The organism is Frigoribacterium sp. 2-23, from assembly GCF_049601585.1.
Taxonomy (GTDB): domain Bacteria; phylum Actinomycetota; class Actinomycetes; order Actinomycetales; family Microbacteriaceae; genus Frigoribacterium.
Window position 1 is genome coordinate 3,063,560 of the sequence record NZ_CP187126.1, and the last position, 20,912, is coordinate 3,084,471.

Consider the following 20,912-nt stretch of genomic DNA (forward strand, 5'->3'; position numbering starts at 1 on the left):
ACGGGGTTCTTCGCGTGGCGAGACGACGAGGAGGCGCGTCAGTCGGTCATCATGTCGCGGACCAGCGGGGCGACCTTCGTTCCGTACAGCTCGATGCTCTTGAGCATCGCGTCGTGCGGCAGAGTGCCCATGCTGTAGCGGAGGTCGAAGCGGGTCGCGCCGAGCAGCTTCAGGTTGCGGGCGATCTTCGTCGCGACGGTCTCGGGCGAGCCGACGTAGAGGGCGCCCTCGGGGGCGGCACTCGCGTCGTACTGCGCGCGGGAGTAGGGCGGCCAGCCGCGCTCGCGACCGAGCTGGTTGGTCTGCGCCTCCTGGTACGGGTAGAGGAGCTCGCGGGCCTCGTCGTCGGTCTCCGCGACGAAGCCGGGCGAGTGCATCGCGATCGGCTGCGCCGGCTTCTCGAACTGGTCGAGCGCGCGACGGTAGAGGTCGGCGTACGGCTCGAACTGCGCAGGCTGACCGCCGATGATCGCGAGGAAGAGCGGCAGACCGTAGTGCGCCGCGCGGATGACCGACTGGGGCGAACCGCCGACGCCGACCCAGGTCTTGATCGTGCCCGACTCGGGGCGCGGGTAGACCCACTGATCGGTGAGGGCTCCGCGCTTGGTGCCGCTCCAGGTGACGGGGGCGTCCTTCAGGAGCTCGGCGAAGAGCTGGATCTTCTCCTCGAACAGCACCTCGTAGTCGGCCAGGTCGAGACCGAAGAGCGGGAACGACTCGGTGAAGGAGCCACGCCCGAGGATGACCTCGGCACGACCGTTCGAGACGGCGTCGACCGTGGCGAAGCGCTCGTAGACACGGACCGGGTCGTCGGAGCTGAGCACGGTGACCGCCGAGCCGAGACGGATGCGCTCGGTGCGCGCCGCGATCGCCGAGAGCACGACCTCGGGGGCCGAGACGGCGAAGTCGACGCGGTGGTGCTCGCCGACGCCGATGAAGTCGAGGCCGACCTGGTCCGCGAGGACCGCCTGGTCGACGAGGTTGCGGATCGCCTGCGCGTGCGTGACGAGCGTGCCGTCGTGCTGTTCGGTGACGTCGCCGAAGGTGTCGAGTCCGAGCTCGATCTCGTGTGCCATGGGGGCTCCGTTTCTATGCGTTTGCATGGTACTGCACGGGGCTGGGTTGTGGGTGGGTGTTGCGGGTGCGGGGTGCGGGGTGCGTGCGGCGGGCGGGTGCGACGGGTGCGGGGTGCGGGGTGCGGCGGCGGCGGCGGAACCTCGTTCTGATCAACGCACCTCGTTATAGCGCGGTGCGTTGATCAGAACGAAGTTCTTTCGGCCGAACGCTTGACACCTCCGCGCTCACCTCCTAGGTTCATTAGTCAAGTAACGAACCAACCAGGAGGTGCTGTGCTCGACGACGGGACGCCGATCTTCCAGCAGCTGGCAGCCCAGATCGAGGACGACGTGCTCAACGGCACGTACGCCGAGGAGTCGCCAGTCGCGTCGACGAACGAGCTCGCCGCGTTCTACCGCATCAACCCGGCGACGGCAGGCAAGGCCGTCAACCTGCTCGTGGACCGCGGAATCCTCTACAAACGGCGCGGTATCGGCATGTTCGTCGCCTCGGGCGCTCGCGATCTGCTCGCCGCGGCCCGGCGCGAACGCTTCGCCGAGCAATATGTCCGCCCCCTGGTTCACGAGGCCACTGCCCTCGGCATCGACATTCCCACGCTCCAGCGCCTGATCGAACAGGAGAAGAATTCATGAGCACGATCGAGATCACCGGCCTGCACCGTTCGTACGGCTCGACGACCGCCTTGGAGGACGTCGATCTCGTCATCGACGAGGGCACCATCTGCGGCCTCCTCGGCCGCAACGGCGCCGGCAAGACAACGCTGATGTCGTTGATCGCGGGGCAGGAGCGCCCGTCGTCCGGTTCGGTTCGCGTCTTCGGCGCCGACCCCGTCGACAATGCGGCCACCCTCGCGCGGACTTCCTTCATCCGCGACGACCAGCGCTACCCGGACGGCTTTTCGCTCCGCCACGTGCTCGCGGTCGCTCCGTCGTTCCACCGCCGATGGAGCGCGCCCCTGGCCCGATCCCTCGCCGATGCGTTCGGCATACCCGAGAAGACACAGATCAAGAAGATGTCGCGCGGTCAGAAGTCCGCGATCGCGATCACGATCGGTCTGGCCTCGCGATCCGAGCTCACGGTCTTCGACGAGCCCTACCTCGGCCTCGACGCCACCGCGCGGCAGGTCTTCTACGACCGCCTGATCGCCGACTACTCGGAGCACCCTCGCACGATCGTCGTCTCGACGCACCTCATCGACGAGATGGAGCCGTTGCTCGAACGGGTGGTCGTGCTCGACCACGGGCGCGTCCGTCTCGATACCGATGTCGACGAGGCACGCGCCTCGGCCTATTCCGTGGCCGGTACGACCGCAGCCGTCGACGGCTTCACGCTCGGCCGCCGGGTGCTGTCCAGTCACGGCATCGGGGGCCTGAAGACGGTCACGCTCGACGGCCGTGTCGACGCGGGTGTCCGCGCCGAAGCTGCGAAGGCCGGTGTCGAGCTCTCCCGCGTCTCCTTGCAACAGGTCGTCGCCGCACTGGGGGCCGACGGCGCCCCCGCCTCCGCGTCCCCACCATCAGAACGCGGCGAATCCGATTCCCTGTCCACCCCGACGTCGGGAGCACGCTCATGAACCGCGCCATGGCCGTACTGCGCCTGCAGGCGAGTCGACGGATGGCCGCCTTCGGCGTCCCGCTCCTCACGCTCGGCATCGCGACCGTGGTGAGTTTCGTCATCCAGATCATCTTGTTGCGCAGCGGCGTCTACGAGAGTTCCGACGCCGCCGTCGGCCTGCGTGCCAACCCGGCTGTGGCGTATGCCTTGTCGGGGTATCTCGTCTCCTACGGCGTGCAGTCGACGGCGGGTGCGTTCCCGCTCGCATCGTCCTTCGGCACGACGCGTCGCGACTTCGCCCTCGGCACCACACTCATGCACGTCGTGCTCGCCGTCTTCGTGACGGCCGTGTTCACCGCGATGCTCGGCCTCGAGCTCGCGACCGGGCACTGGGGCGCGGGGTTCTACGTGTTCGACATCGACGTCCTGGGGGCGGGTGACGTCCTCACGCTGATTCCGGTCGTGTTCCTGGGCACGATGGTCGCTCTGGCGCTGGGCGGGTTGTTCGGGGCGGCGTGGCTGCGGTTCGGGTCACGAGGCCCCCTCGGGCTCAGCATCGCCGTCGTCGTCCTGATCGCCGTTCTCGCGCTGGTGCTCGAACCGTCCTTCGGTGCGATCGCCGAGGCCTTCCGAGTCTGGTGGCTCGCCGTCCTCGCCATGGGGCTCACCGTCGTCGCGATCGCGGGCATGACGGGGTTCTTGCGCCGCGCCTCCGTCCGATAGGGCCGCGCTCCGGCGCGCCTGCGGGGGCGCCGGTGCGTCGCGGGCCGCGGGCCTGTGGTGCTGGCGGTGGCGTTCGGCTGCGGAACCCCGTTCTGGCCAATGCACCTCGTTGTAACGCGGTGCATTGGCCAGAACGAGGTTCTTTCGGCCGAAACGAGGAGGCGCGGGTCGACCGGTCGAGAACACTGCCGCCACGCGGGCCTGTGGCGGCGCGGCTACTGGGCGGTGATCGCGATCGTGTCGTCGGTGCCGATGGTGATGGCGTAGCTGACCGTGAAGGGCACGTCCTCGTCGATCGCGTACTTGCGGCCGTCGAACAGGGACTGGGCGTTCATCGTGACATGCGCCGTGCCCTCGACCCCGGGCACGAGCCACTGACCCGGTGTCGTCGACGGCACGATCTGGACGACCGGCAGCTGCGGCATGGTCCAGGTCGGGTCGCTCAGCAGGCGGTCGTCGACCTGGCGGCCGAACGGGCAGCCGGCGGGGAAGAGCACCTTCTGTGTGATGCAGTCCTTCGTCAGCTGATCGTCGAGCTGGGTCTGGACCGTCTTCACGAACGAGGCCTTCGCCTGGGTCTCGACCTGCGCCTCCGTGGTCGCACCGACCGAGCCCGCGACGACCTGCACGGCCGGCGCGGTCAAGAACGTGCTGTCGTGCGTGATCGAGAACCGGGAGGGCGCGAGCACCGTGAACGCCGTCGCCACGCCGGCCTGCTCGGTCGTGACGGTCGTGCCGTCGGCGGTGAACCGGGGGTCGTGCTGCGGGGTGATCGAGACCGTCGCGGTCGGCGGCTGCAAGAACGTCCACGAGGAGAAGACACCGAAGTTCGACCGGGCACCGGTCACGACGAACTGCGACTCGATCGCGATGCCGTCGAGCGTGTATCCGAGCGTCACGGCGTGGGCCCCGCCCCCGATCGCCACGTCGCCCACCGTGTGGACATCGTCGAAGCCGCCCTTCGACGGGACCCGCAGCAGCGCGTCGCCGAGGCCGTCCCCGGGGGTGACGCCGGCCAGTTCGAGGGCGCTCGTCACGTCGCCGCGATCGACCGCTGACACGTAGCTCTTGGCGAAGCCGGAGGCACTGTAGATCGTCGCGTTCAGAGCGGCCACGGTGACCACGAATCCCACGACCACGAGCAGGACGGCTCCGCCCCAGATCGCGATCAGCGGCCACCAGGGCGAGACGCGCCTTCTCTCCCCCACAGGCGACGACATGTCCACATCCTAGGAGGCGCGGGTCACGATCCGCCGAGCGCCCACCCGCCCGCGGGTAGATTGGCTGTGCCCCGGGAGACGCCCGAGGCTCGGGTCGAGAGGTGCGCACTGCCGTGAGTGTGGGGTCGTCGTGAGCGTGCAGCTGTCAGCCGAACAGGCAGCGCTCTTCGACGCCATCGAGAACACACGCGAGCACATCTTCGTCACCGGGCGGGCCGGCACGGGCAAGTCCACCCTGCTGAACCACCTGTCCTGGAACACCTCGAAGCAGATCGTCATCTGCGCGCCCACGGGCGTCGCCGCGCTCAATGTCGGCGGGCAGACGATCCACTCGCTGTTCCGACTGTCGATCGGCCTCATCGCCGACCACGACATCGAGCAGAACGCCGAGCTGCGCAAGCTGCTCAACACGATCGACACCCTCGTCATCGACGAGGTCTCCATGGTCAACGCCGACCTGATGGACGCCATCGACCGATCGCTGCGTCAGGCCCGGCAGCGTCGGCACGAGCCGTTCGGCGGGGTGCAGGTCGTGCTGTTCGGCGACCCGTACCAACTGCCGCCGGTGCCGGGCGACGCCGAGGAGCGCGAGTACTTCCGCGACAACTACAAGTCGATGTGGTTCTTCGACGCGCACGTCTGGTCCGAGGCGACGCTGCGCATCTACGAGCTGGCGTTCATCCACCGGCAGAGCGACGGCGACTTCAAGGAGATGCTGAACGCCGTGCGGCACGGCCGGGTCACGGCCGAGATCGCGGGTGCGCTGAACGGGGCGGGTTCACGGCCCGTGCCGACAGACGGCGGCGCGATCACGCTGGCGACGCGCAACGACACCGTCACGCGCATCAACAAACTCGAGCTCGACCGTCTGCCCGGTCGCGTGCTGACGGCGCGAGCCGAGGTCAGCGGCGAATTCGGCGGCCGGTCGTATCCGGCGGACGACGCGCTCGAGCTCAAGCCGGGTGCCCGTGTCATGTTCTTGCGCAACGACAGCGACCAGCGCTGGGTCAACGGCTCGACCGGTGTCGTCACGAAGGTCCGTGACACGGTCTTCGTCGAGATCGACGACGAGGAGCACGAGGTGCAGCCCGCCGTGTGGGAGAAGTACAAATACTCGTACTCACCGTTGACCAAGCAGCTGCGCAAGGACGTCGTCGCGGAGTTCACGCAGTTCCCGCTCCGCCTCGCCTGGGCCGTCACGATCCACAAGTCGCAGGGCAAGACCTACGACCGTGCGATCGTCGACCTCGGCTCGCGCGTCTTCAGCGCCGGCCAGACCTACGTCGCCCTGAGCCGCATCACGTCGCTCGAGGGGCTGTACCTGTCGCGCCCCCTGCGGCCCGCCGACATCATCGTCGACCTCGACGTGCGCCGCTTCATGAGCCAGGCCACCCGGGTGCCGGCGATCCGCGCGGCGGCCGACGCCGCCGGCGCGTAGCGGCGGCGGTAGCGGCTACGCCGCGGCGGCGGCTGCCTTCGCGGAGCCGAGCTCGACGAAGACGCGCGTGCTGAACTCGTACGCGACCAGCGCCTCCGCGATGACGCGCTCGCGCTCGTCGTCGCTCCAGCCGACGGCGTCGAGCTCGCGGCGGTAGACGTCCTTGAACCGGCGCGGCTCGGCGATCTCGGCGTACAGGAAGAACCCGACGCCGTTCGTCTCGAAGCCGAACTCGCGCTGCATGATGCCGCGCAGGATCTGCCCGCCCGACAGGTCGCCGAGGCACCGCGTGTAGTGGTGCGCGACGAAGCCGCCGACCCAGCTGCCTGCCACGGAATGGATGCGATCGACGTACGCACGGGTCACGGGCAGCGGCTCGATCTGCTGCTCCCACCCGGCACCGAGCAGGAACTCGAGGTCGGTGCGGATGGCGGGGAGGCGCGTGAGAGCCGGAGACAGGAACCGCGCGGCCACGGGATCGTCGCGGTACGACTCGGCCACCGCCTCCATCGCCTCGTAGACGAAGAAGTGCTGGGCGAGCAGCTGCACGTAGTCGTCTCGCGTGCCGCGACCGGTCATCAGATCGGTGAGGAAGGCGCAGCCGTCGGGGGCCGGCGCGTCGCGCGACGCACGTTCGCGCAGCGCCTGCGAGAGGGGGATGACGACCGACACGTGTGCTCACCTCCGAGGTTAGGTGAGCCTAACTGTAGCGGCGCGACCCTGGTCGCACCAGGGTCGCGCCGCGACGAGATACATCGACCCGCGTCGGACGCGGGTGCCGAGGTCGACCAGTCAGGCCGTCAGGCCCGCGCGACCGCACGCCGGGGCCGGTCGGCACCGGCGGCGGTCAGCAACAGCAGGACACCCGCGATGAGGTGCGTGATGTTGTCGGCCAGGTTCAGCGCCAGGAAGTTCACGTCGGTGCCCATGACGAAGAAGCCCACGATGCCGAGCACCACGAACACGACGCCCACGAGCCCGTTGATCGACCGGGCCGATCCACCGCCGGAGAATCCGGCGATCAGCAGGCCGGCACCGATGACGATCCAGATGAGCGTGTGCGCCGGGTTCGTCCCCCACACCTCGAACAGCCGGTCGCCCGTCGTGTCGAAGAACGTGCCGGGGTTGTAGACGAAGAACCCACAGAACCCGAGCAGGACGAACACGACCCCGACCAGGATTCCGAGCTTCGAGTTCGCGGACTGCGTGAAGTGCGTGGTGGTGGGGGTACTCATGGGTCGGGATGCCTCCTGGTGGCGGACGAAGTTCACATCATTTCTACTCCAGTTAGGCTGATCACCCGTACTGGTAGATCCGCACCCCGCCCGTGTCGTAGACCTCGCGCACGCCCGGCGTGCTCGCGATGCCGCGCTCGAGACGCCCCAGCTCCTCCGCCGTGAACAACCCGTGCCCCTCGGCGTAGGTCGTCATGCTGTCGGAGAAGACGAGGTAGGCCGGGTCGTACGACGGGAGGCTGAAGATGAGCTCCTGGATGTCCGCCGTGTCGATCCCGCTGGGCTTGTAGGACAGCGCCGTCACGAGCGACGAGACGGACACCTGCCCGTCGATGAACTTCGGGTAGTCCTTGTCGAGGAGGAAGGGGAAGGTCGTGCCCGACAGGATGAGCGCGCTGCCCGGCTCGACGTTCTGGTCGATCCAGCGACCGGCCGTCACGTCGGAGGCGGTCGTCTGCAGGTCCCGCTCGGGCTGGTAGTACGTGCCGACGAACAGCGCCGCGACCAGGGTCACCGCGGTGACGGCGCCGAAGCTCCAGAGCCGTCGCCACGAGGTCGAGGCCGCCCTCTTCTCCGAGCGGGATCGCGATGTGAACAGCCACGCCACGCCCATCGCGAAGAAGGGCAGACCGAACAGGAACACCCGGAAGCGCCCCTCGCCGCCGTACGACTGCCCGGCGAGCGTGAGCACGGGGGCGACGGCCAGCCATCCCACCATCAGGGTGGTGCGGACGCGACGGTGCCAGAGCCTCCGGACGAATCCGGCGAGCGCGAGCAGCACGACGAGGGCGGTGAGCACGAGCACTCCACGGCTCTGCAGCTCGCCGGCCGCCGACGTCTTCTCGGCGATGGTCGGCGTGTAGGTCGCGTTGCTCACCGGGTCGAACGAGCTGAACAGCCCGAAGTGCGACTGCACGTAGTCGAGGTTGGGGGCGAGATAGGCCAGCGTGATGACACCGAGGCCGATCGCCACCCAGAAGGGCCTGAAGTAGCCCAGCGCGAAGAGCGGCAGCAGCGCGAGCACCGCGATGTACGGCGTCAGCTGGTGGCTCGCCACGATCACGAACTGCACGGCGAAGATCGACACGATGCCGATCAGGCGCAGTCGGCGAGCTGCGGGCGACACGACCGGCAGCACCGGCGCCTCCGTCAGCCACGTGCGCATCGCGCGCGGCTGCAGGGGTGTCGGCAGGACGCGTTGCAGCAGACGGGGCAGGCTGCGCTCGGGGTTCCACAGTGTCGTCAGCGCGATCAGCACGACGCCGAGATACAGCGTGTACGCGAAGGCCTGAGGGGCGTAGTAGTTCTGGCCGACCCAGTTCGACACGGTGAAGACGAGCGCGGCGATCCAGGCGAACGCGCCGTTCTTCGACACCGCGCGGGCGATCGCGAGCACGAGCAGAACGTCGACCAGCGCGAAGCCGACCTCGGCGTAGGCCGCGTAGCGCTCGGGGTCGGTGACGCCGATCACGTGACCGGAGAACGCGCTGAGCGAGAAGAACCCGGGCCAGCGGTTGTAGATGTCGATGGACGGGTCGACGCGGCCGGAGCTGTCGACCAACGCGGTGACCGCCATGTGCTTGTAGGCCCACGGCAGTCGCGGTGCCGACTCGACCAGGTTCGCCGAGCCGTACAGCATGACGGTCAGCACGGTGACGGAGGCCACCAACCGGGCGACGGGCGCACGCACACCGGGGCGGCGCGCACGGACGATGCCGGCGAGTGCGACGGCGAGAGTCAGCGCGAGCGCCACGTAGAACGTCGGCGGGAACGCCGTCAACAGCCCCCAGTTGCCGAGCGAGCTGGTGTCGGTCAGGGCGAGCGAGACGCCCCAGAGCACGACGGCGACGACGAGCGCGATCCACGCCCAGCGGCCGCGGCTGCGCCGGGACGTCCCGCCGTGAGACGTGACCGCGTGACGCGCGGGTCGCTCGCTCGACTCGACCACCGCACGGGCTCGAGGCAGCGCCATGACGCTGGCGGCCGCGACGATGAGCAGCACGATCGCGACCGGCTGCGGGTACCAGAGTTCGCTCCAGACCATCGCGAGGCCGATCAGGGCCGTGACGGTCGCGCTCGCGACGACGGTGAGCGCCAGTCGCGCAGCGGGTTCGAGGCGTGGCAGGTGGCGGACGAGAGCCCAGCCGGGCAGGAGCAGCCAGGCCGAGAGGCCGACGACGGCCTGGGCGGGGCCGCCGATCCGGAACACGATGAGGGTGGCCGCGATCAGCCCGAGTACCGCGACGCCGAGATCGAGCTGGCGGGGCGCGGTGCGTTCGGGCTGCGACGGCGGGGTCTGGACGATGTCGTCCAGCCCGGTCGTCGTCGACATCAGGTGCTCGGGGGCGAGGTGAGGGCCGAGGAGGCGGTGGTCGGGTCGGCGGATGCCGGATTCGGGGGGAAGACGGCGCTGGGTGAGGCGCCGACACGGGTCGCAGGACGAAGTGCGGGACGGGTAAGCAGGCTGGTGGTCAAGCAGCGCGCGGCATTCGGGTTTGCCATGTGCATAGGCGAAGCCTAGGTGGCGAGACACGTCCATTCGTACAACGATCACGTAACGATTTGCCCTGAGGTGTCGTGGCAGGATCATCGCATGACGACGACGCCCCTCCGCCTCGTGGTCGCCGTGGGGCGCGCCGACGAGGCCGGCTCCCGTGTGGCGACCGCGCTCCGCCGAGCCGGACACACCGTGACCCTGTCCCGGGAGGCCTCGTTCGACGAGCTCCTCGAGGCCACGCGTGCGTTGCTGGCATCCGATCCGGCGCCCGACGGGCTCGTGGTCGTCGGCGGAGACGGCATGGTCCACCTCGGCGTCAATCTCGTGGCGGGGACGCCGATCGCGCTGGGACTCGTGCCATCGGGCACCGGCAACGACATGGCCCGAGCCCTCGGACTGCCGCACGACGACGCCGAGGCGGCCACGCGCCTCCTCGTGTCCGCCCTCGATCGCGAACCGCGCGTCATCGACGCCGGTCGCGTCGAGACGAGCGAAGGAGGCGCGGTGTGGTTCGCCGGGACGGCCTCCGTCGGCTTCGACGCCGTCGTGAACGAGCGGGCCAACCGACTGCGCTGGCCCAAGGGCCCCCAGCGGTACACGGTCGCGCTGCTGATCGAGCTGATCCGGCTCAAGCACCTCTCGTACCGTCTCGTGCTCGACGGGGTCGAGCAGCGCGTGGCCGGCACCCTCGTCTCGATCGGCAACGGGACGTCGATCGGCGGCGGCATGCTGATCGCCCCCGACGCACGGCTCGACGACGGGCTGTTCGACGTGGTGGTCGTCGAGCGACTGACACGGCTGCAGTTCCTGCGGATCTTCCCGCGTGTGTACAAGGGGACGCATCTCGGCGACCACCGGGTGCACGTCCACCGGGCCGCCCGGGTGCACGTCGAGGCCGACGGGGTGGTGGGCTACGCCGACGGCGAGCGCGTGGGGGCACTGCCCGCCGATCTCGAGATCGTGCCCGGGGCGCTGCGGGTGTTCGCGGCGGCGGACTCGGCGGCTGCGTTGTCAGGCCCAGGGGATACGGTCGGCTCATGACACTCGACGAGAGCGGCCCCGCGGGCCTGGACGACATCGGCCTGACGACGATTCGCGGCGAGTCCACGACGTTCGGGGCGTTCCACGACAAGGTCGTGCTCGTGGTGAACGTCGCGTCGCGCTGCGGCCTCGCGCCGCAGTACGAGAAGCTCGAGCAGCTGCAGAAGACGTACGGCGAGCGGGGGTTCACCGTGCTGGGGTTCCCGAGCAACCAGTTCTTGCAAGAGCTCGGTACGGGCGAGGCCATCGAGGAGTACTGCTCGGCGACCTGGGGCGTGACCTTCCCGATGATGGAGAAGATCCGCGTCAACGGGCGGAACGAGCACCCGCTCTACACCGAGTTGAAGAAGACCCCCGACGCGGGCGGCAAGGCCGGCAAGGTCAAGTGGAACTTCGAGAAGTTCGTCGTGACGCCCGACGGGGCCGTGCACCGGTTCCGCCCGACGACCGAGCCGGACGCGCCCGAGATCGTGTCGGTGATCGAGGCGGCGCTGCCGGCGTAGCACTGCGGGGTGCTCTGGCGTCGCACCCCGTCGCGCCCCTCGATGCCGGTGACGCTTCAGGGGTGTGCATGTCGCATGTCACCACTAGCATGATGTGGGACACCTTCCCCGCCGACCAGGAGCGTCATGCCGATCCCCACGAGTCCCCCGGCCGCCGAGCGCCAGCTGCTGCGTGACACCGTCCGCAGCCGTATCCGCGACGCGATCATCGACGGCACGCTCGAGCCCGGGGAGCGCCTGCACGACGAAGAGCTGATCGCCTGGCTGCAGGTCTCCCGCACTCCGATCAGGGAGGCACTGGGCGACCTGGTCAGGGCCGGGCTGGTCGAGATGGCACCGAACCGCTACACCCGCGTCGCGCTACCGAAGCCCGAGGAGGCCATCGAAGCCGTGCAGACCCTCGGCGTTCTGTTCGGTGGAGCCGTCCGCCTCGCCGTTCCCCTGCTGCCGAACGCGGTCAAGTCGCAGATCCTGGCCGGCATCGACGTCTGCCTCACCGATCTCGACAACGAAGACGGCCCCGCGCTCAACGTCCACACCGTCGCGCTGTTCGCGACCTTCGTCGAGTTCTGCGGCAACCCGTCGCTGATCAAGGTCTGCACCGACGTCACGGACGGGCTCGCGTACAAGCTGCGGCTGCCGAACATCGTGCAGGTACTCGACTGGGGCGCGCTCGGCGGGCACTTCGTCGCGCTGCGCGAGGCGACGGTCACGGGCGACCCGATCGCGGCCGAGCTCGCGACCGAGGCGCTGCACTCGCTGCCGGGGATGCGCGCCGACGACTGACGCCGCTGCCGCCGCCGCGCACAGAACCTCGTTCTGGCCAATGAACCTCGATATAACGAGGTTCATTGGCCAGAACGAGGTTCTTCGGTCTACTGCTGACGGCCGAGAGCCGAGAACGCGGCGACGATGCCGACGAATCCGGCGACGGTGATGACCCAGATCAGGGTGATGAAGAACGCAGCCATGGCTGAAACCTTTCGAGCGAAGACGAGGGGGCTTCCATCTTCGCGCACGACGGCCGATAGCGTGTCGGGATGAGCCACGAGCAGCCTGTGACCGTCCGTGACGTGCAGCCCGGTGACGAGGCGGCCTGGCGCCTCCTCTATTCGGGATATCGCGCGTTCTACGCATTGCCCGACAACGACGTGGCCGTCGATACGACGTGGGGCTGGGTGTCGCGACGTGAGCACGGGCTGCGCGGCCTCGTCGCGGTCGATGCCGACGGAGTCGTCGTCGCCCTCGCCCACGTGCGGGTGTTCGCGCGGCCGTCGAGCGGCCGCATGGGCCTCTACCTCGACGACCTGTTCACGGACCCCGACCGTCGCGGTCGCGGGGCCGCTCGCGCTCTGCTCGAACACATCGCCGTGCTCGCCGGCGACGAGGGGGTGAACGTCGTCCGTTGGATCACCGCTCGCGACAACGCGCCTGCCCGGCGGGTCTACGACACGCACGCGACGCTCACGCCGTTCGTCACGTACGACATGGCGCCGCGGAGCGGATGAGACTCCCGCTCGACCTCGGCGACGGGGCGTCGCTCACGCTGAACGGATCGGTCGGGTAACTCGCTCGGGACCATGCCCGACGCACTGCTCAGGCGGGCCGCACGGGTCAGGCGGGCTGGCCGCCGGGCTTCTCGCCGCGGGTCTGCGCGACCATCTCGCGCCAACCGGCGAGATACGGTTCGATGTCGCGGATGGCGGTCAGCGTGACGTCGTCGAGCGCGATGTTCCGGGCCTCGACCACGACCGAGGTGTCGTGCCAGGAGCCGGCCGCCCAGGACACGTCACCGGCGTGCCAGACCTCGAAGACGACGGGTACACCATCGATGATGCCGTCGGCGATCTCGTCGGGCGACGGGGTGTCGGCCCGGTCGAGGTAGTCGGCCACGTCGCGGGCCTCATCGGCGTCGGCGTACCAGCGAAGGGTCGCGACGCCGGCTCGCGGATCGTCGTCGCCGATGCGCACGAGCACGCTCGGCTCGTCGTCGGCCGAGTCGTGTCGACCGTGCAGCAGCGACCGGGCGCCTTCGTTATGGGCCCACTCCGAGATCATCACCGGGCCGGTCCAGCCCGCGACGCCGAGGGGCGGGTCGACGGCCGCAGCGAGCCGGATCTTGTCGTCTTGTTCGCCGATGAGTTGCCAGAACTCCGCGGGCGGCACGTATCCGGAGAAGTCCATGACTCATGGTGACCCCACCGGGACACGGCGTCCAGTGCCAGAACGATTGAACTCGCTGTCAGTTCGCCGTACCCGCCGCCGCACCGGTCAGCGCGATGAACCCGCTCAGGAGCTCGAGCCCCGCGATCGATGTGGGCAGCCCGGTCGCCAGTGCCGGGGAGTGCACGAGGTACGCGGCCCACTGCGCGCGCGACAAGGCCACGTTCAAGCGGTTCGGCATGAGCAGGAACTCGACACCGCGAGGGAGGTCCGCGGCGGACGATGCGGCGAGCGAGACGATCGCGACCACCGCCTCCTGCCCTTGGAAGAGATCGACCGTGCCGACCGGGGTGCCGGTGAAGCCCGCGGCGTCGAGTCGCTCTCGGAGCAGGACCGTCTGGGCGTTGTACGGGGCGACCACGATGACGTCGCTGTCGAGCAGCGGCCGGGTCTCGCCGCGGTCGGTCCACGATCGGCCGATGATCGACCGGGTCAGCTCGACGACCCGCTCGGCCTCGACCTCGGACGACGTCGTGTCACCGGCGTGCTCGACGGGCACGACGTGCAGGCCGGGCTCGATCCCGACGAGCAGGCGCTCGTCGGATGCCCGCGACTGCAGCGCACCCGCGTACGACAGGCGCGAGACGGGCTCGCACAGGGCCGGATGCATGCGCCAGGTCCGGGCGAGGAAGTACCCGAACTCCGACGGCAGGACGTCGTGCCCGTCGGCCAGCCAGCCGAGCGCCGACTCGTCGACGGGCTCGGGATGCGAGCCCTGGCTCACCTGCGGCAGCTGTTGGGGGTCGCCGAGCAGCAGCAGGCGTTCGGCGGCGACCGACGACGCGATGGTCGATGCGAGCGAGAACTGGCCCGCCTCGTCGACGACGAGCAGGTCGAGGGACCGGCGCGCGATCCGGTCGCCGTTCGCGAAGCCCCAGGCGGTCGCGCCGAACACGACACCGGCGGGTTGCCCGACGAAGGAGGCGACGTCACCCGTCGCGAGGGCACGCCAGCTCGCCGCCTCGAGCGCGTCGGCCGAGGCACCGCTCTTCGGCACCTTGCCGACACGATCGGCCGGGACACCGGCGGTGACCACCGCGTCGAGCACGTTCTCGACGACCGCGTGCGACTGACCGACCACACCGACCGACCAGCCGTGCTCGGCCACGAGCCTCGCGATGACGTGGGAGCCGAGATATGTCTTGCCCGTGCCGGGCGGACCCTGCACGGCGAGGTAGGAGCGGTCGAGGTCGAGTAAGGAGTCGGTGACCGCCGTGACCGTGTCGCCGTCGACGACCGGAGCGAGCCGGGCGCCCGAGCGGCTGCGCGGCGGTCGACGTCGGAGCAGGTCGAGGGCCGCGTCGGCCGGGAGCTCGGGCAGCGAGTCGAGGATGCGCTGCCCCCACTCGGCGATCGCCTCGGGCTGCGGTGACGCCCGGGGTGGTGCGGCCGGGGTCAGGGCCGTCGGCGTCGCCGCGTACGTGTCGTCTCCGGTGGCGGCACGTTCGAGCAGCAGCACGTCGACGCCGTCGTCATCGCCTCCGACCTCGAGGATGCTCGTCTTGGCCGTCGCCCCCCGCAGACCGAGACCGGGTGACGGCACGGCATCGGGGGACGGCTCGTCGTAGACGGCGTAGGGCGATGCGCCGATCGCGAGCCGACTGCCGGGGGCGAGTCGGCCGCGCAGCAGCACCTCGCGGCTGAACGCGCGAGCCCGGGGCAGCTTCGACCACTCGCGCTCGACCTGGGCCTGCTCGACCACGAAGACGTCGCGCACGTCGGCCCAGTCGTCGATCGGCGAGCGCAGACGGTCGAAGTGGTCTTGCCAGAACGTCTTGGCCTCGCGCCGGTGGTAGTCGATGGCCGAGGCGGCGAGCGCCACGGCCGTCTGATCGGCATCGCGCACGAGTGGATGGACGTCCCCGAGGTATCCGAGCAAACCGGTCACGACCGGGTGCGGCTCGCGCAGGACGCGCTCGTCGAGCTGCGCCGCCACCGCATCGGCGGCGTCGGCGGCCCGATCATCGACGTCGAGACCGGCCAACCCGCCCTCGTGACGACGGCCCTGCTCGTCTCGGTGGTCGGCGTCGAGGCCGAGCAGCCAGTCGCGCAGCTTCAGGGTGGACCGGCAGTCGTAGGCGTTGTAGTCGCGGACCTCGTCGAGCATGCGCTGGCCCTCGACGGTGTCGCCCGACGCCGCCACCGCTCGGGCGTCGACGTAGGCGGAGATGCTGTCGGCCGCGTTCGTCACGTCCCCGTCGCGCAGCTCGTCACCCATGTAGAGCGGTTCGAGCTTCTTCAACGAGTAGCTGCGCGACCCGACGACCAGCGCCTGACGGACGACGGGATACAGGTCGATCAGGACGCCGTCCCGCAGCAGGTCGTCGACTTCGTCTTCGCCCACGCCGTGCCGAGCGGCGAGGGAGAGCAGGTGCGTGCGCTCGTACGCGGCGTAGTGGTAGACGTGCATGCGCGGATGCGCTGCACGCCGCTCGGCCAGATAGTCGAGGAACTCCACGAGCGCCTGGCGTTCGCCGGCGAAGTCGTGGGCCCAGAACGACCGGAATGTCCCGTCGGACTCGACCAGCCCGAACAGGTAGTCGAGCCCCCACTCGTGCCCGTCGCCCTCGGTGTAGAGCGGATCGCCCTCGAAGTCGAAGAAGATGTCGCCGTCGTCGGGCGCCGGGATCGCCCGGAGCGCGCTCGCGTCGTGCACCTCGACGGCGGGCAGCCCCGGGCGGCTGTCGAGCTGGACCCGTGCCTGGCCGCGGAGGCGGGCAAGCGTCGCGGCGCCGACACCGGGGACGGGACCCGTCGACGACGCGAGCTGGTCGATGGACCGGATGCCGGCCGTGTTCAGGCGGCTGCGCTGGTCGAGGCGCATGCCGGCGACGAGCACCAGGTCGCGGTGCTCGTCGACCTGTGCCGAACAGGCGGCGCACCGCCCGCAGGCCGTGAAGCGCGGATCGCCCCATTCGACCGCCGCGTCGGCGTGCAGCCGCTCGTCGAGCACCGAACGCAGTCGCTCGTGCTGCACGCGGTACACCGGAGAGATGGTCGCGAGCTCATGCGTGCTGCGGCTGCCGTCGCCGAGCACGAGATGCACCTGCTCGCCCACGTCGATGCCGCCGAGCGCCGTGATCTGGTCGGCGTAGGCGGCGAGCTGCAACAGTGCGGGGATCTTGGCGTGGCGGGCCAGCTTGGTGTCGTAGACCTCGTACGCGCCCGCGTCGTTCTTGACCAGGAAGTCGGAGAAGCCGATGAACGACCCGTCGAAGAACGTCGCCTGGTAGAGCACGTCGACACCCGCCCGCATCGCGTCCTCGGCCGCCCGAGCAGCCGCCGCGTAATCGGCCCGGTCGGGGCGGTCGAACTCGACCACGACGTACCGTTCGCGCAGAGTGTCGAGATAGCGGAGCTCGTGCGCGTCGCCCAGTCGGGCGGTTCGTTCGAGCATCGCGTCGGCGGGGTCGTCGACGACGGGGATGCGGCCCAGCTTCGCGTCGAGCCGGCGCACGAACGCCCATTCGCACGCCGCCCAGGTCGTGAGGTCGGAGGGGCTCGAGACGACCCGGTCTCCGTCGACGTACATGCAGCCCCCTCGTGGTGTCGGAGCCCGATCGGCTCGTGGCACGACTCTAGGGTGAGCCGCCGACACGGGGTCGCCCGTCCGCGCGGCCTGTGCACGGTCGCGGCTCGGTGCGGCAGTGTGGACGGGATGAAGACGCGAATCGCCGTGCCCGTGCTGCTGGCCGTCGTGACCCTGGGGCTGACCGCGTGCGTCCCCGGGTACGACGCCGCGCCTCCTCGGCATCCGGTCTCGGGAACCGTCGACGAGACCGCGAGCCCCACGACGGGGACAGGCGACGTGCTCACCGAGGACGCGACGTTCGGCGCCCTGGAGCGCCGATTCGGAGCGCGGCTCGGCGTCGTCGCGATCGACACCGGCACGGGCGACCGCGTCGCGTACCGCGCGGACGAGCGATTCGCCTTCGCGTCCACGCACAAGGCCCTGAGTGCGGCGGCCGTCCTCGATGCCACCACGGACGCCGAGCTCGACGAGACCATCACGTGGAGTCAGAGCGATGTGGTCAGCAACTCCCCGGTCACGTCGCAGCACGTCTCCACCGGGCTGCCGCTCCGCACCGTCGTGGCGGCGGCCGTGCAACAGAGCGACAACACGGCGGCGAACCTGATGTTCGAGCGCATCGGCGGCCCGGCCGGGCTCACGGCCTTCGTGGCGTCGAAGGGCGACCACGTGACCCGGTCCGACCGTCTCGAGACGTCCCTCAACGACGCCACGCCGGGCGACGACCGCGACACGAGCACCCCCGCGGCGATGGCACGCGACCTGCGCCTCCTGGCCGTCGACGACGGGCTCTCGGCCGACGATCGCGCCACCCTCGTCGACTGGCTGCGAGGGAGCCAGACGGGGTCGACGCTCGTCGCCGCGGGGCTCCCGGCGGGCTGGACGACGGGTGACAAGTCGGGAGGCGGCGGCTACGGCACCCGCAACGACATCGCGGTCGCCTGGCCGGACGACGGTGGCGCTCCCCTCGTCTTCGCCGTGCTCTCCGACCGGCGCGAGCTCGGGGCGGGCGCGCCCACCGACGACGCCCTCGTCGCCGAGGCGGCCCGCGCCGCGTTCGACGCGCTCCGCCCCGCGGCCGATCGGTGAACCCGGACACGACCGCGCCCACGCCGGACGACGAGGAGGCGCGGCTGCTGATCGCCGCGCTCGTCACCATCTGCGCGGAGGAGCGAGCCCTGCCCGTGATCCGCGGCGGGCTCGCGTCGCGACTCGTCGACGGCGGACTGTCGCCCGTCCGCGTGGCGGCCCGGTTGGGGGTGCGGCGTGTCATCGTGCGGTCCTGGCTGCGTGCCTGGACCGAGTCGACCGAGGAGTCGCGGGAGGCGGCGGGCGAGTTCGCTCCCGCGTTCACGTCGGCGGACGAGCTGGAGGTGTTGACGTCGCTGAAGGGGAGGAGCGTCACGCTGAGGCGCGAACGGGGCGAGTTCGCGCGCGCCGCCGTCGAGGCCGGGGTCGCGGTGGAGGTGCTCGCCGATGCGGTGGGTCGGACGCCGGCGGCGGTGCGGGTGTGGTTGCGCTGAGGGTGTCGGTGCCGCGGTGGGCGGTGTCGTGGGGCGCCGTTCGGGAGCGGGTCGGCGGAACGGCAGACGATGGCCACCTGGATGTCACCGGCAGGCCCTAGCATCGCGGCATGAGCGATGACTTCGACGGCGAGACCGTGGGCGAGACCGACGACGTGACGACGGCCACCGAGAGCGATGCGACCTGGACGGACGCGGCCCGCGGGCGGCTCCGTCGCGCCGCCGACGACCTGCTGGCAGCCATCGAGGCGCAGACGTCGGCGTTGCTGGTCGCCGACTCCGAGACGGGGTTCGAGGTGCTCGATCTGGCCGGCGACGAGGTCGACCGGGCGGCGTCGGCGTTCTCCGACGCACAGTTCGCGCTGAGCGACGAGTTCTTCTCCCTGGCCGAGGTCACCGCCACCGACGATGACGACGACGACTCCGCCTCGGACGACCTCGCCGACGACGACTCCGCCGCGACCGCCGAGGTGGTGAGCGTGCTGCAGCGCGCCGACTTCGCCGTGACCGACGTCGAGGCCGTGTTGCGCGCCGGGCGCGAGGCCTATGCGATCACGTGGGCGGCCGACCAGGACGACTCCGACGAGGGTGACGACGGGCACGGGGATGCGCACGACCACGAGCACGGGCACGACGCGGCCGAGGTCGAGCGGGCCGAACTCGTGGGCGAGCCGACGGACCTCGGCTCGGCGCTGTACGAGATCGCGCACGCCCACGGCTGGGCGGCACTCGACGCGCTCGACGGACTCGAGCCGCTCGGCGGCATCGTCGAGGTCATCGAGCCCGACGAGGCGATCGAGCTGCCCACCGACCTCGACGAGTTCGACGACGAAGACGACGACATCGACGCCCCGAACGAGCTGTTCTCGGTCGACGGACGCGTGTTGTACACGCAGTTCGACATCTACGGGGATTGACCGCCTGCGGCGGCGGGGGTGGCGGGGCGGGGTTGGCGCTGCTGCCGGCGCCTCCTGTGGCGTTTGTGGCATCCTGTCGTGTTCGTGCGCGACAGGACGCCGCGAACGCGACACGACCCTCGTCGGCAGACCGGCCGCGGCGGTAGCGTCACGGCATGGAGATCCTCGAACCCGCACGCATCGCCGACGAGCTCGAGCGTGTCCGCGACCACTGGCACCCGCGCGTGGTCGGGCGGGTCAACGACCAGTACGTCAAGGTCGCCAAACTGCTCGGCGAGCTGGTGTGGCACGACCATGCCGACGAGGACGAGATGTTCCTCGTGGTCTACGGCCGGTTGCGCATCCAGCTCGAAGGCGACCGCGAGGTCGTGCTCGAGCCCGGGCAGTTCTTCGTGGTGCCCCGCGGCGTGCAGCACAATCCGATCGCCGACGAGGAGGTCGGCATCGTCCTGATCGAGACCGTCACGACCGCTCACACGGGTTCGGTGCAGACCGAGCGGACCGTGCCCATCGACGAACAGCTCTGAGCGTCGCCGCGCTGCTGCACGTCCTGCCGTGTGGCGTTTGCGGCATGCTGTCGCGCCTGAACAGCACACGACGCCGCGAACGCGACAGGACCCGGCAGGGACGGGACTGTCTCGCGGGCGCACCCCGTGCCTCCTGCGGCCCGGCCCCGGTCCCGGCTCAGGCCCGGCAAGATGCGACCGTTTCGCACTGTGCGACCGTTTCGAGCCGCCGTGAGCGGCGTGTCGGACCGAAACGGTCGCACATTGCGAAGGGGGCGGGTCGGGCGCGGGGCGGGTCAGAGGCGCGCGACGTGCGCGTCGACGAGCTCGAACGCGCGGCGTTGCACCTCGTAGGAGTCGCGCCAGCCCGAGCGGGGCAGGGCGAGCGCGTGGTCGGCCTCCGGGATCGTCTCGACCCGCGCCTCCGGAGCGGTCAGCAGGTCGGGCCGCCAGAGCGGATCGGCCCCGCCCCCGAGGGCGAGATGAGCCGAGGAGGCGCGCGACAGCGCATCGCGGATGCCCGGTTCGACGAGCACGGGCGTCAACCAGACCCCGGGCACGTCGTGGGCGACGGCCCAGGGCAGGGCCCACGATCCGAAGGACTTGGCGACCACGAGTCGGCGTGAGGCGGGCGGCGCCGACGCGAAGGCGGCCTCGAGCGCGTGCTCGACGAATTCGCGCTGCTGCGCCACGGCCTGGTCGGGGTCGGGTGCCTGGTCGAGGTCGGCGGGGATGGTCCAGCTGACCGGCTCGACGTGCCAACCGCGCTCGGCGAGCAGCCGGCCGCACCAGGAGAGCAGCGGGGCCTGCACGGTGTAGCCCGTCCCCGGCAGCAGGACGGCGACGGGGCGCGCGGCCTGCGCGGTGTCCGCCTCGCGGGTCGTCCGTGTCGTTCGTGCGTTCAGTGTCGTCCGTGTGCTCATGAG

General features: G+C 70.3%; 20 protein-coding genes. 12 read left to right on the plus strand and 8 right to left on the minus strand.

Annotated elements, in window-relative coordinates; all coding sequences use genetic code 11:
* Positions 1-38: 38 nt before the first annotated feature.
* The gene (locus tag ACPEEZ_RS14335; RefSeq protein WP_423920480.1) at positions 39-1,076 is read right to left on the minus strand and encodes an LLM class flavin-dependent oxidoreductase; all 1,038 of its coding nucleotides are present in this window, start codon (positions 1,074-1,076) and stop codon (positions 39-41) included.
* A gap of 273 nt (positions 1,077-1,349) precedes the next feature.
* On the opposite strand from ACPEEZ_RS14335, the gene ACPEEZ_RS14340 reads away from it, so the two are divergent.
* From ACPEEZ_RS14340 to ACPEEZ_RS14350, 3 genes are read left to right on the plus strand one after another with little or no spacing between them, the layout of a single operon-like run.
* Positions 1,350-1,709 (plus strand): GntR family transcriptional regulator, encoded by a 360-nt coding sequence (locus ACPEEZ_RS14340; RefSeq protein ID WP_423920483.1) that lies wholly within the window; start codon positions 1,350-1,352, stop codon positions 1,707-1,709.
* Entirely contained in the window at positions 1,706-2,650 is a 945-nt protein-coding gene (locus ACPEEZ_RS14345) for an ABC transporter ATP-binding protein (protein WP_423920485.1), read from the plus strand. Before ACPEEZ_RS14340 ends, ACPEEZ_RS14345 begins: the two co-directional genes overlap by 4 nt.
* Before the next feature lie 8 nt (positions 2,651-2,658).
* On the plus strand, positions 2,659-3,354 hold the full coding sequence (locus ACPEEZ_RS14350) for a hypothetical protein (RefSeq protein WP_423920488.1): 696 nt from the start codon (positions 2,659-2,661) through the stop codon (positions 3,352-3,354).
* Between the two features lie 215 nt (positions 3,355-3,569).
* On the opposite strand, the gene ACPEEZ_RS14355 is transcribed toward ACPEEZ_RS14350, so the two are convergent.
* Complete coding sequence (locus ACPEEZ_RS14355) at positions 3,570-4,574, minus strand: hypothetical protein (RefSeq protein WP_423920490.1); 1,005 nt, start codon at positions 4,572-4,574, stop codon at positions 3,570-3,572.
* Between the two features lie 130 nt (positions 4,575-4,704).
* Between ACPEEZ_RS14355 and ACPEEZ_RS14360 the strand changes: the two genes are divergently transcribed.
* Positions 4,705-6,012 (plus strand): ATP-dependent DNA helicase, encoded by a 1,308-nt coding sequence (locus ACPEEZ_RS14360; RefSeq protein WP_423920493.1) that lies wholly within the window; start codon positions 4,705-4,707, stop codon positions 6,010-6,012.
* Between the two features lie 15 nt (positions 6,013-6,027).
* Here the strand turns inward: ACPEEZ_RS14360 and ACPEEZ_RS14365 are convergent, their stop codons facing one another.
* The 3 genes from ACPEEZ_RS14365 to ACPEEZ_RS14375 form a co-directional block, all read right to left on the minus strand.
* A complete protein-coding gene (locus tag ACPEEZ_RS14365) occupies positions 6,028-6,684 on the minus strand; it encodes a heme oxygenase (biliverdin-producing) (protein WP_423920495.1) in 657 nt (218 codons plus the stop codon).
* 128 nt (positions 6,685-6,812) lie between these two features.
* Positions 6,813-7,247: a DUF4383 domain-containing protein gene (locus ACPEEZ_RS14370; RefSeq protein ID WP_423920498.1), complete on the minus strand. Its 435-nt coding sequence runs from the start codon at positions 7,245-7,247 to the stop codon at positions 6,813-6,815.
* Positions 7,248-7,308: 61 nt separating this feature from the next.
* Positions 7,309-9,579, minus strand: coding sequence for a hypothetical protein (locus ACPEEZ_RS14375; RefSeq protein WP_423920500.1), 2,271 nt, complete (start codon positions 9,577-9,579; stop codon positions 7,309-7,311).
* A 261-nt stretch (positions 9,580-9,840) separates the two neighbouring features.
* Here ACPEEZ_RS14375 and ACPEEZ_RS14380 point away from each other — a divergent pair, with 261 nt between their 5' ends.
* The 4 genes from ACPEEZ_RS14380 to ACPEEZ_RS14395 all read left to right on the plus strand — a co-directional run bounded on the left by ACPEEZ_RS14380 (position 9,841) and on the right by ACPEEZ_RS14395 (position 12,796).
* Entirely contained in the window at positions 9,841-10,785 is a 945-nt protein-coding gene (locus ACPEEZ_RS14380) for a diacylglycerol kinase family protein (RefSeq protein ID WP_423920503.1), read from the plus strand.
* The gene (locus tag ACPEEZ_RS14385; protein WP_423920505.1) at positions 10,782-11,288 is read left to right on the plus strand and encodes a glutathione peroxidase; all 507 of its coding nucleotides are present in this window, start codon (positions 10,782-10,784) and stop codon (positions 11,286-11,288) included. Before ACPEEZ_RS14380 ends, ACPEEZ_RS14385 begins: the two co-directional genes overlap by 4 nt.
* A 126-nt stretch (positions 11,289-11,414) precedes the next feature.
* Complete coding sequence (locus ACPEEZ_RS14390) at positions 11,415-12,074, plus strand: GntR family transcriptional regulator (RefSeq protein ID WP_423920508.1); 660 nt, start codon at positions 11,415-11,417, stop codon at positions 12,072-12,074.
* A 254-nt stretch (positions 12,075-12,328) separates the two neighbouring features.
* Positions 12,329-12,796 (plus strand): GNAT family N-acetyltransferase, encoded by a 468-nt coding sequence (locus ACPEEZ_RS14395; protein ID WP_423920510.1) that lies wholly within the window; start codon positions 12,329-12,331, stop codon positions 12,794-12,796.
* 106 nt (positions 12,797-12,902) lie between these two features.
* Here ACPEEZ_RS14395 and ACPEEZ_RS14400 read toward each other — a convergent pair whose 3' ends face one another.
* Positions 12,903-13,472, minus strand: coding sequence for a hypothetical protein (locus ACPEEZ_RS14400; protein ID WP_423920513.1), 570 nt, complete (start codon positions 13,470-13,472; stop codon positions 12,903-12,905).
* Between the two features lie 58 nt (positions 13,473-13,530).
* Positions 13,531-17,043 carry a TM0106 family RecB-like putative nuclease gene (locus ACPEEZ_RS14405; RefSeq protein WP_423920516.1) on the minus strand — a complete coding sequence of 1,171 codons (3,513 nt, stop codon included), beginning with the start codon at positions 17,041-17,043 and terminating at the stop codon, positions 13,531-13,533.
* 126 nt (positions 17,044-17,169) lie between these two features.
* Between ACPEEZ_RS14405 and bla the strand changes: the two genes are divergently transcribed.
* The 4 genes from bla to ACPEEZ_RS14425 all read left to right on the plus strand — a co-directional run bounded on the left by bla (position 17,170) and on the right by ACPEEZ_RS14425 (position 20,007).
* A complete protein-coding gene (gene bla / locus ACPEEZ_RS14410; protein WP_423920519.1) occupies positions 17,170-18,129 on the plus strand; it encodes a class A beta-lactamase in 960 nt (319 codons plus the stop codon).
* Complete coding sequence (locus ACPEEZ_RS14415; protein WP_423920522.1) at positions 18,126-18,563, plus strand: hypothetical protein; 438 nt, start codon at positions 18,126-18,128, stop codon at positions 18,561-18,563. Before bla ends, ACPEEZ_RS14415 begins: the two co-directional genes overlap by 4 nt.
* A 110-nt stretch (positions 18,564-18,673) precedes the next feature.
* On the plus strand, positions 18,674-19,480 hold the full coding sequence (locus ACPEEZ_RS14420; RefSeq protein WP_423920525.1) for a hypothetical protein: 807 nt from the start codon (positions 18,674-18,676) through the stop codon (positions 19,478-19,480).
* Between the two features lie 155 nt (positions 19,481-19,635).
* Positions 19,636-20,007 (plus strand): cupin domain-containing protein, encoded by a 372-nt coding sequence (locus ACPEEZ_RS14425; RefSeq protein WP_423920528.1) that lies wholly within the window; start codon positions 19,636-19,638, stop codon positions 20,005-20,007.
* A 275-nt stretch (positions 20,008-20,282) separates the two neighbouring features.
* Here the strand turns inward: ACPEEZ_RS14425 and ACPEEZ_RS14430 are convergent, their stop codons facing one another.
* On the minus strand, positions 20,283-20,909 hold the full coding sequence (locus ACPEEZ_RS14430) for a hypothetical protein (RefSeq protein WP_423920530.1): 627 nt from the start codon (positions 20,907-20,909) through the stop codon (positions 20,283-20,285).
* Between the last annotated feature and the right edge of the window lie 3 nt (positions 20,910-20,912).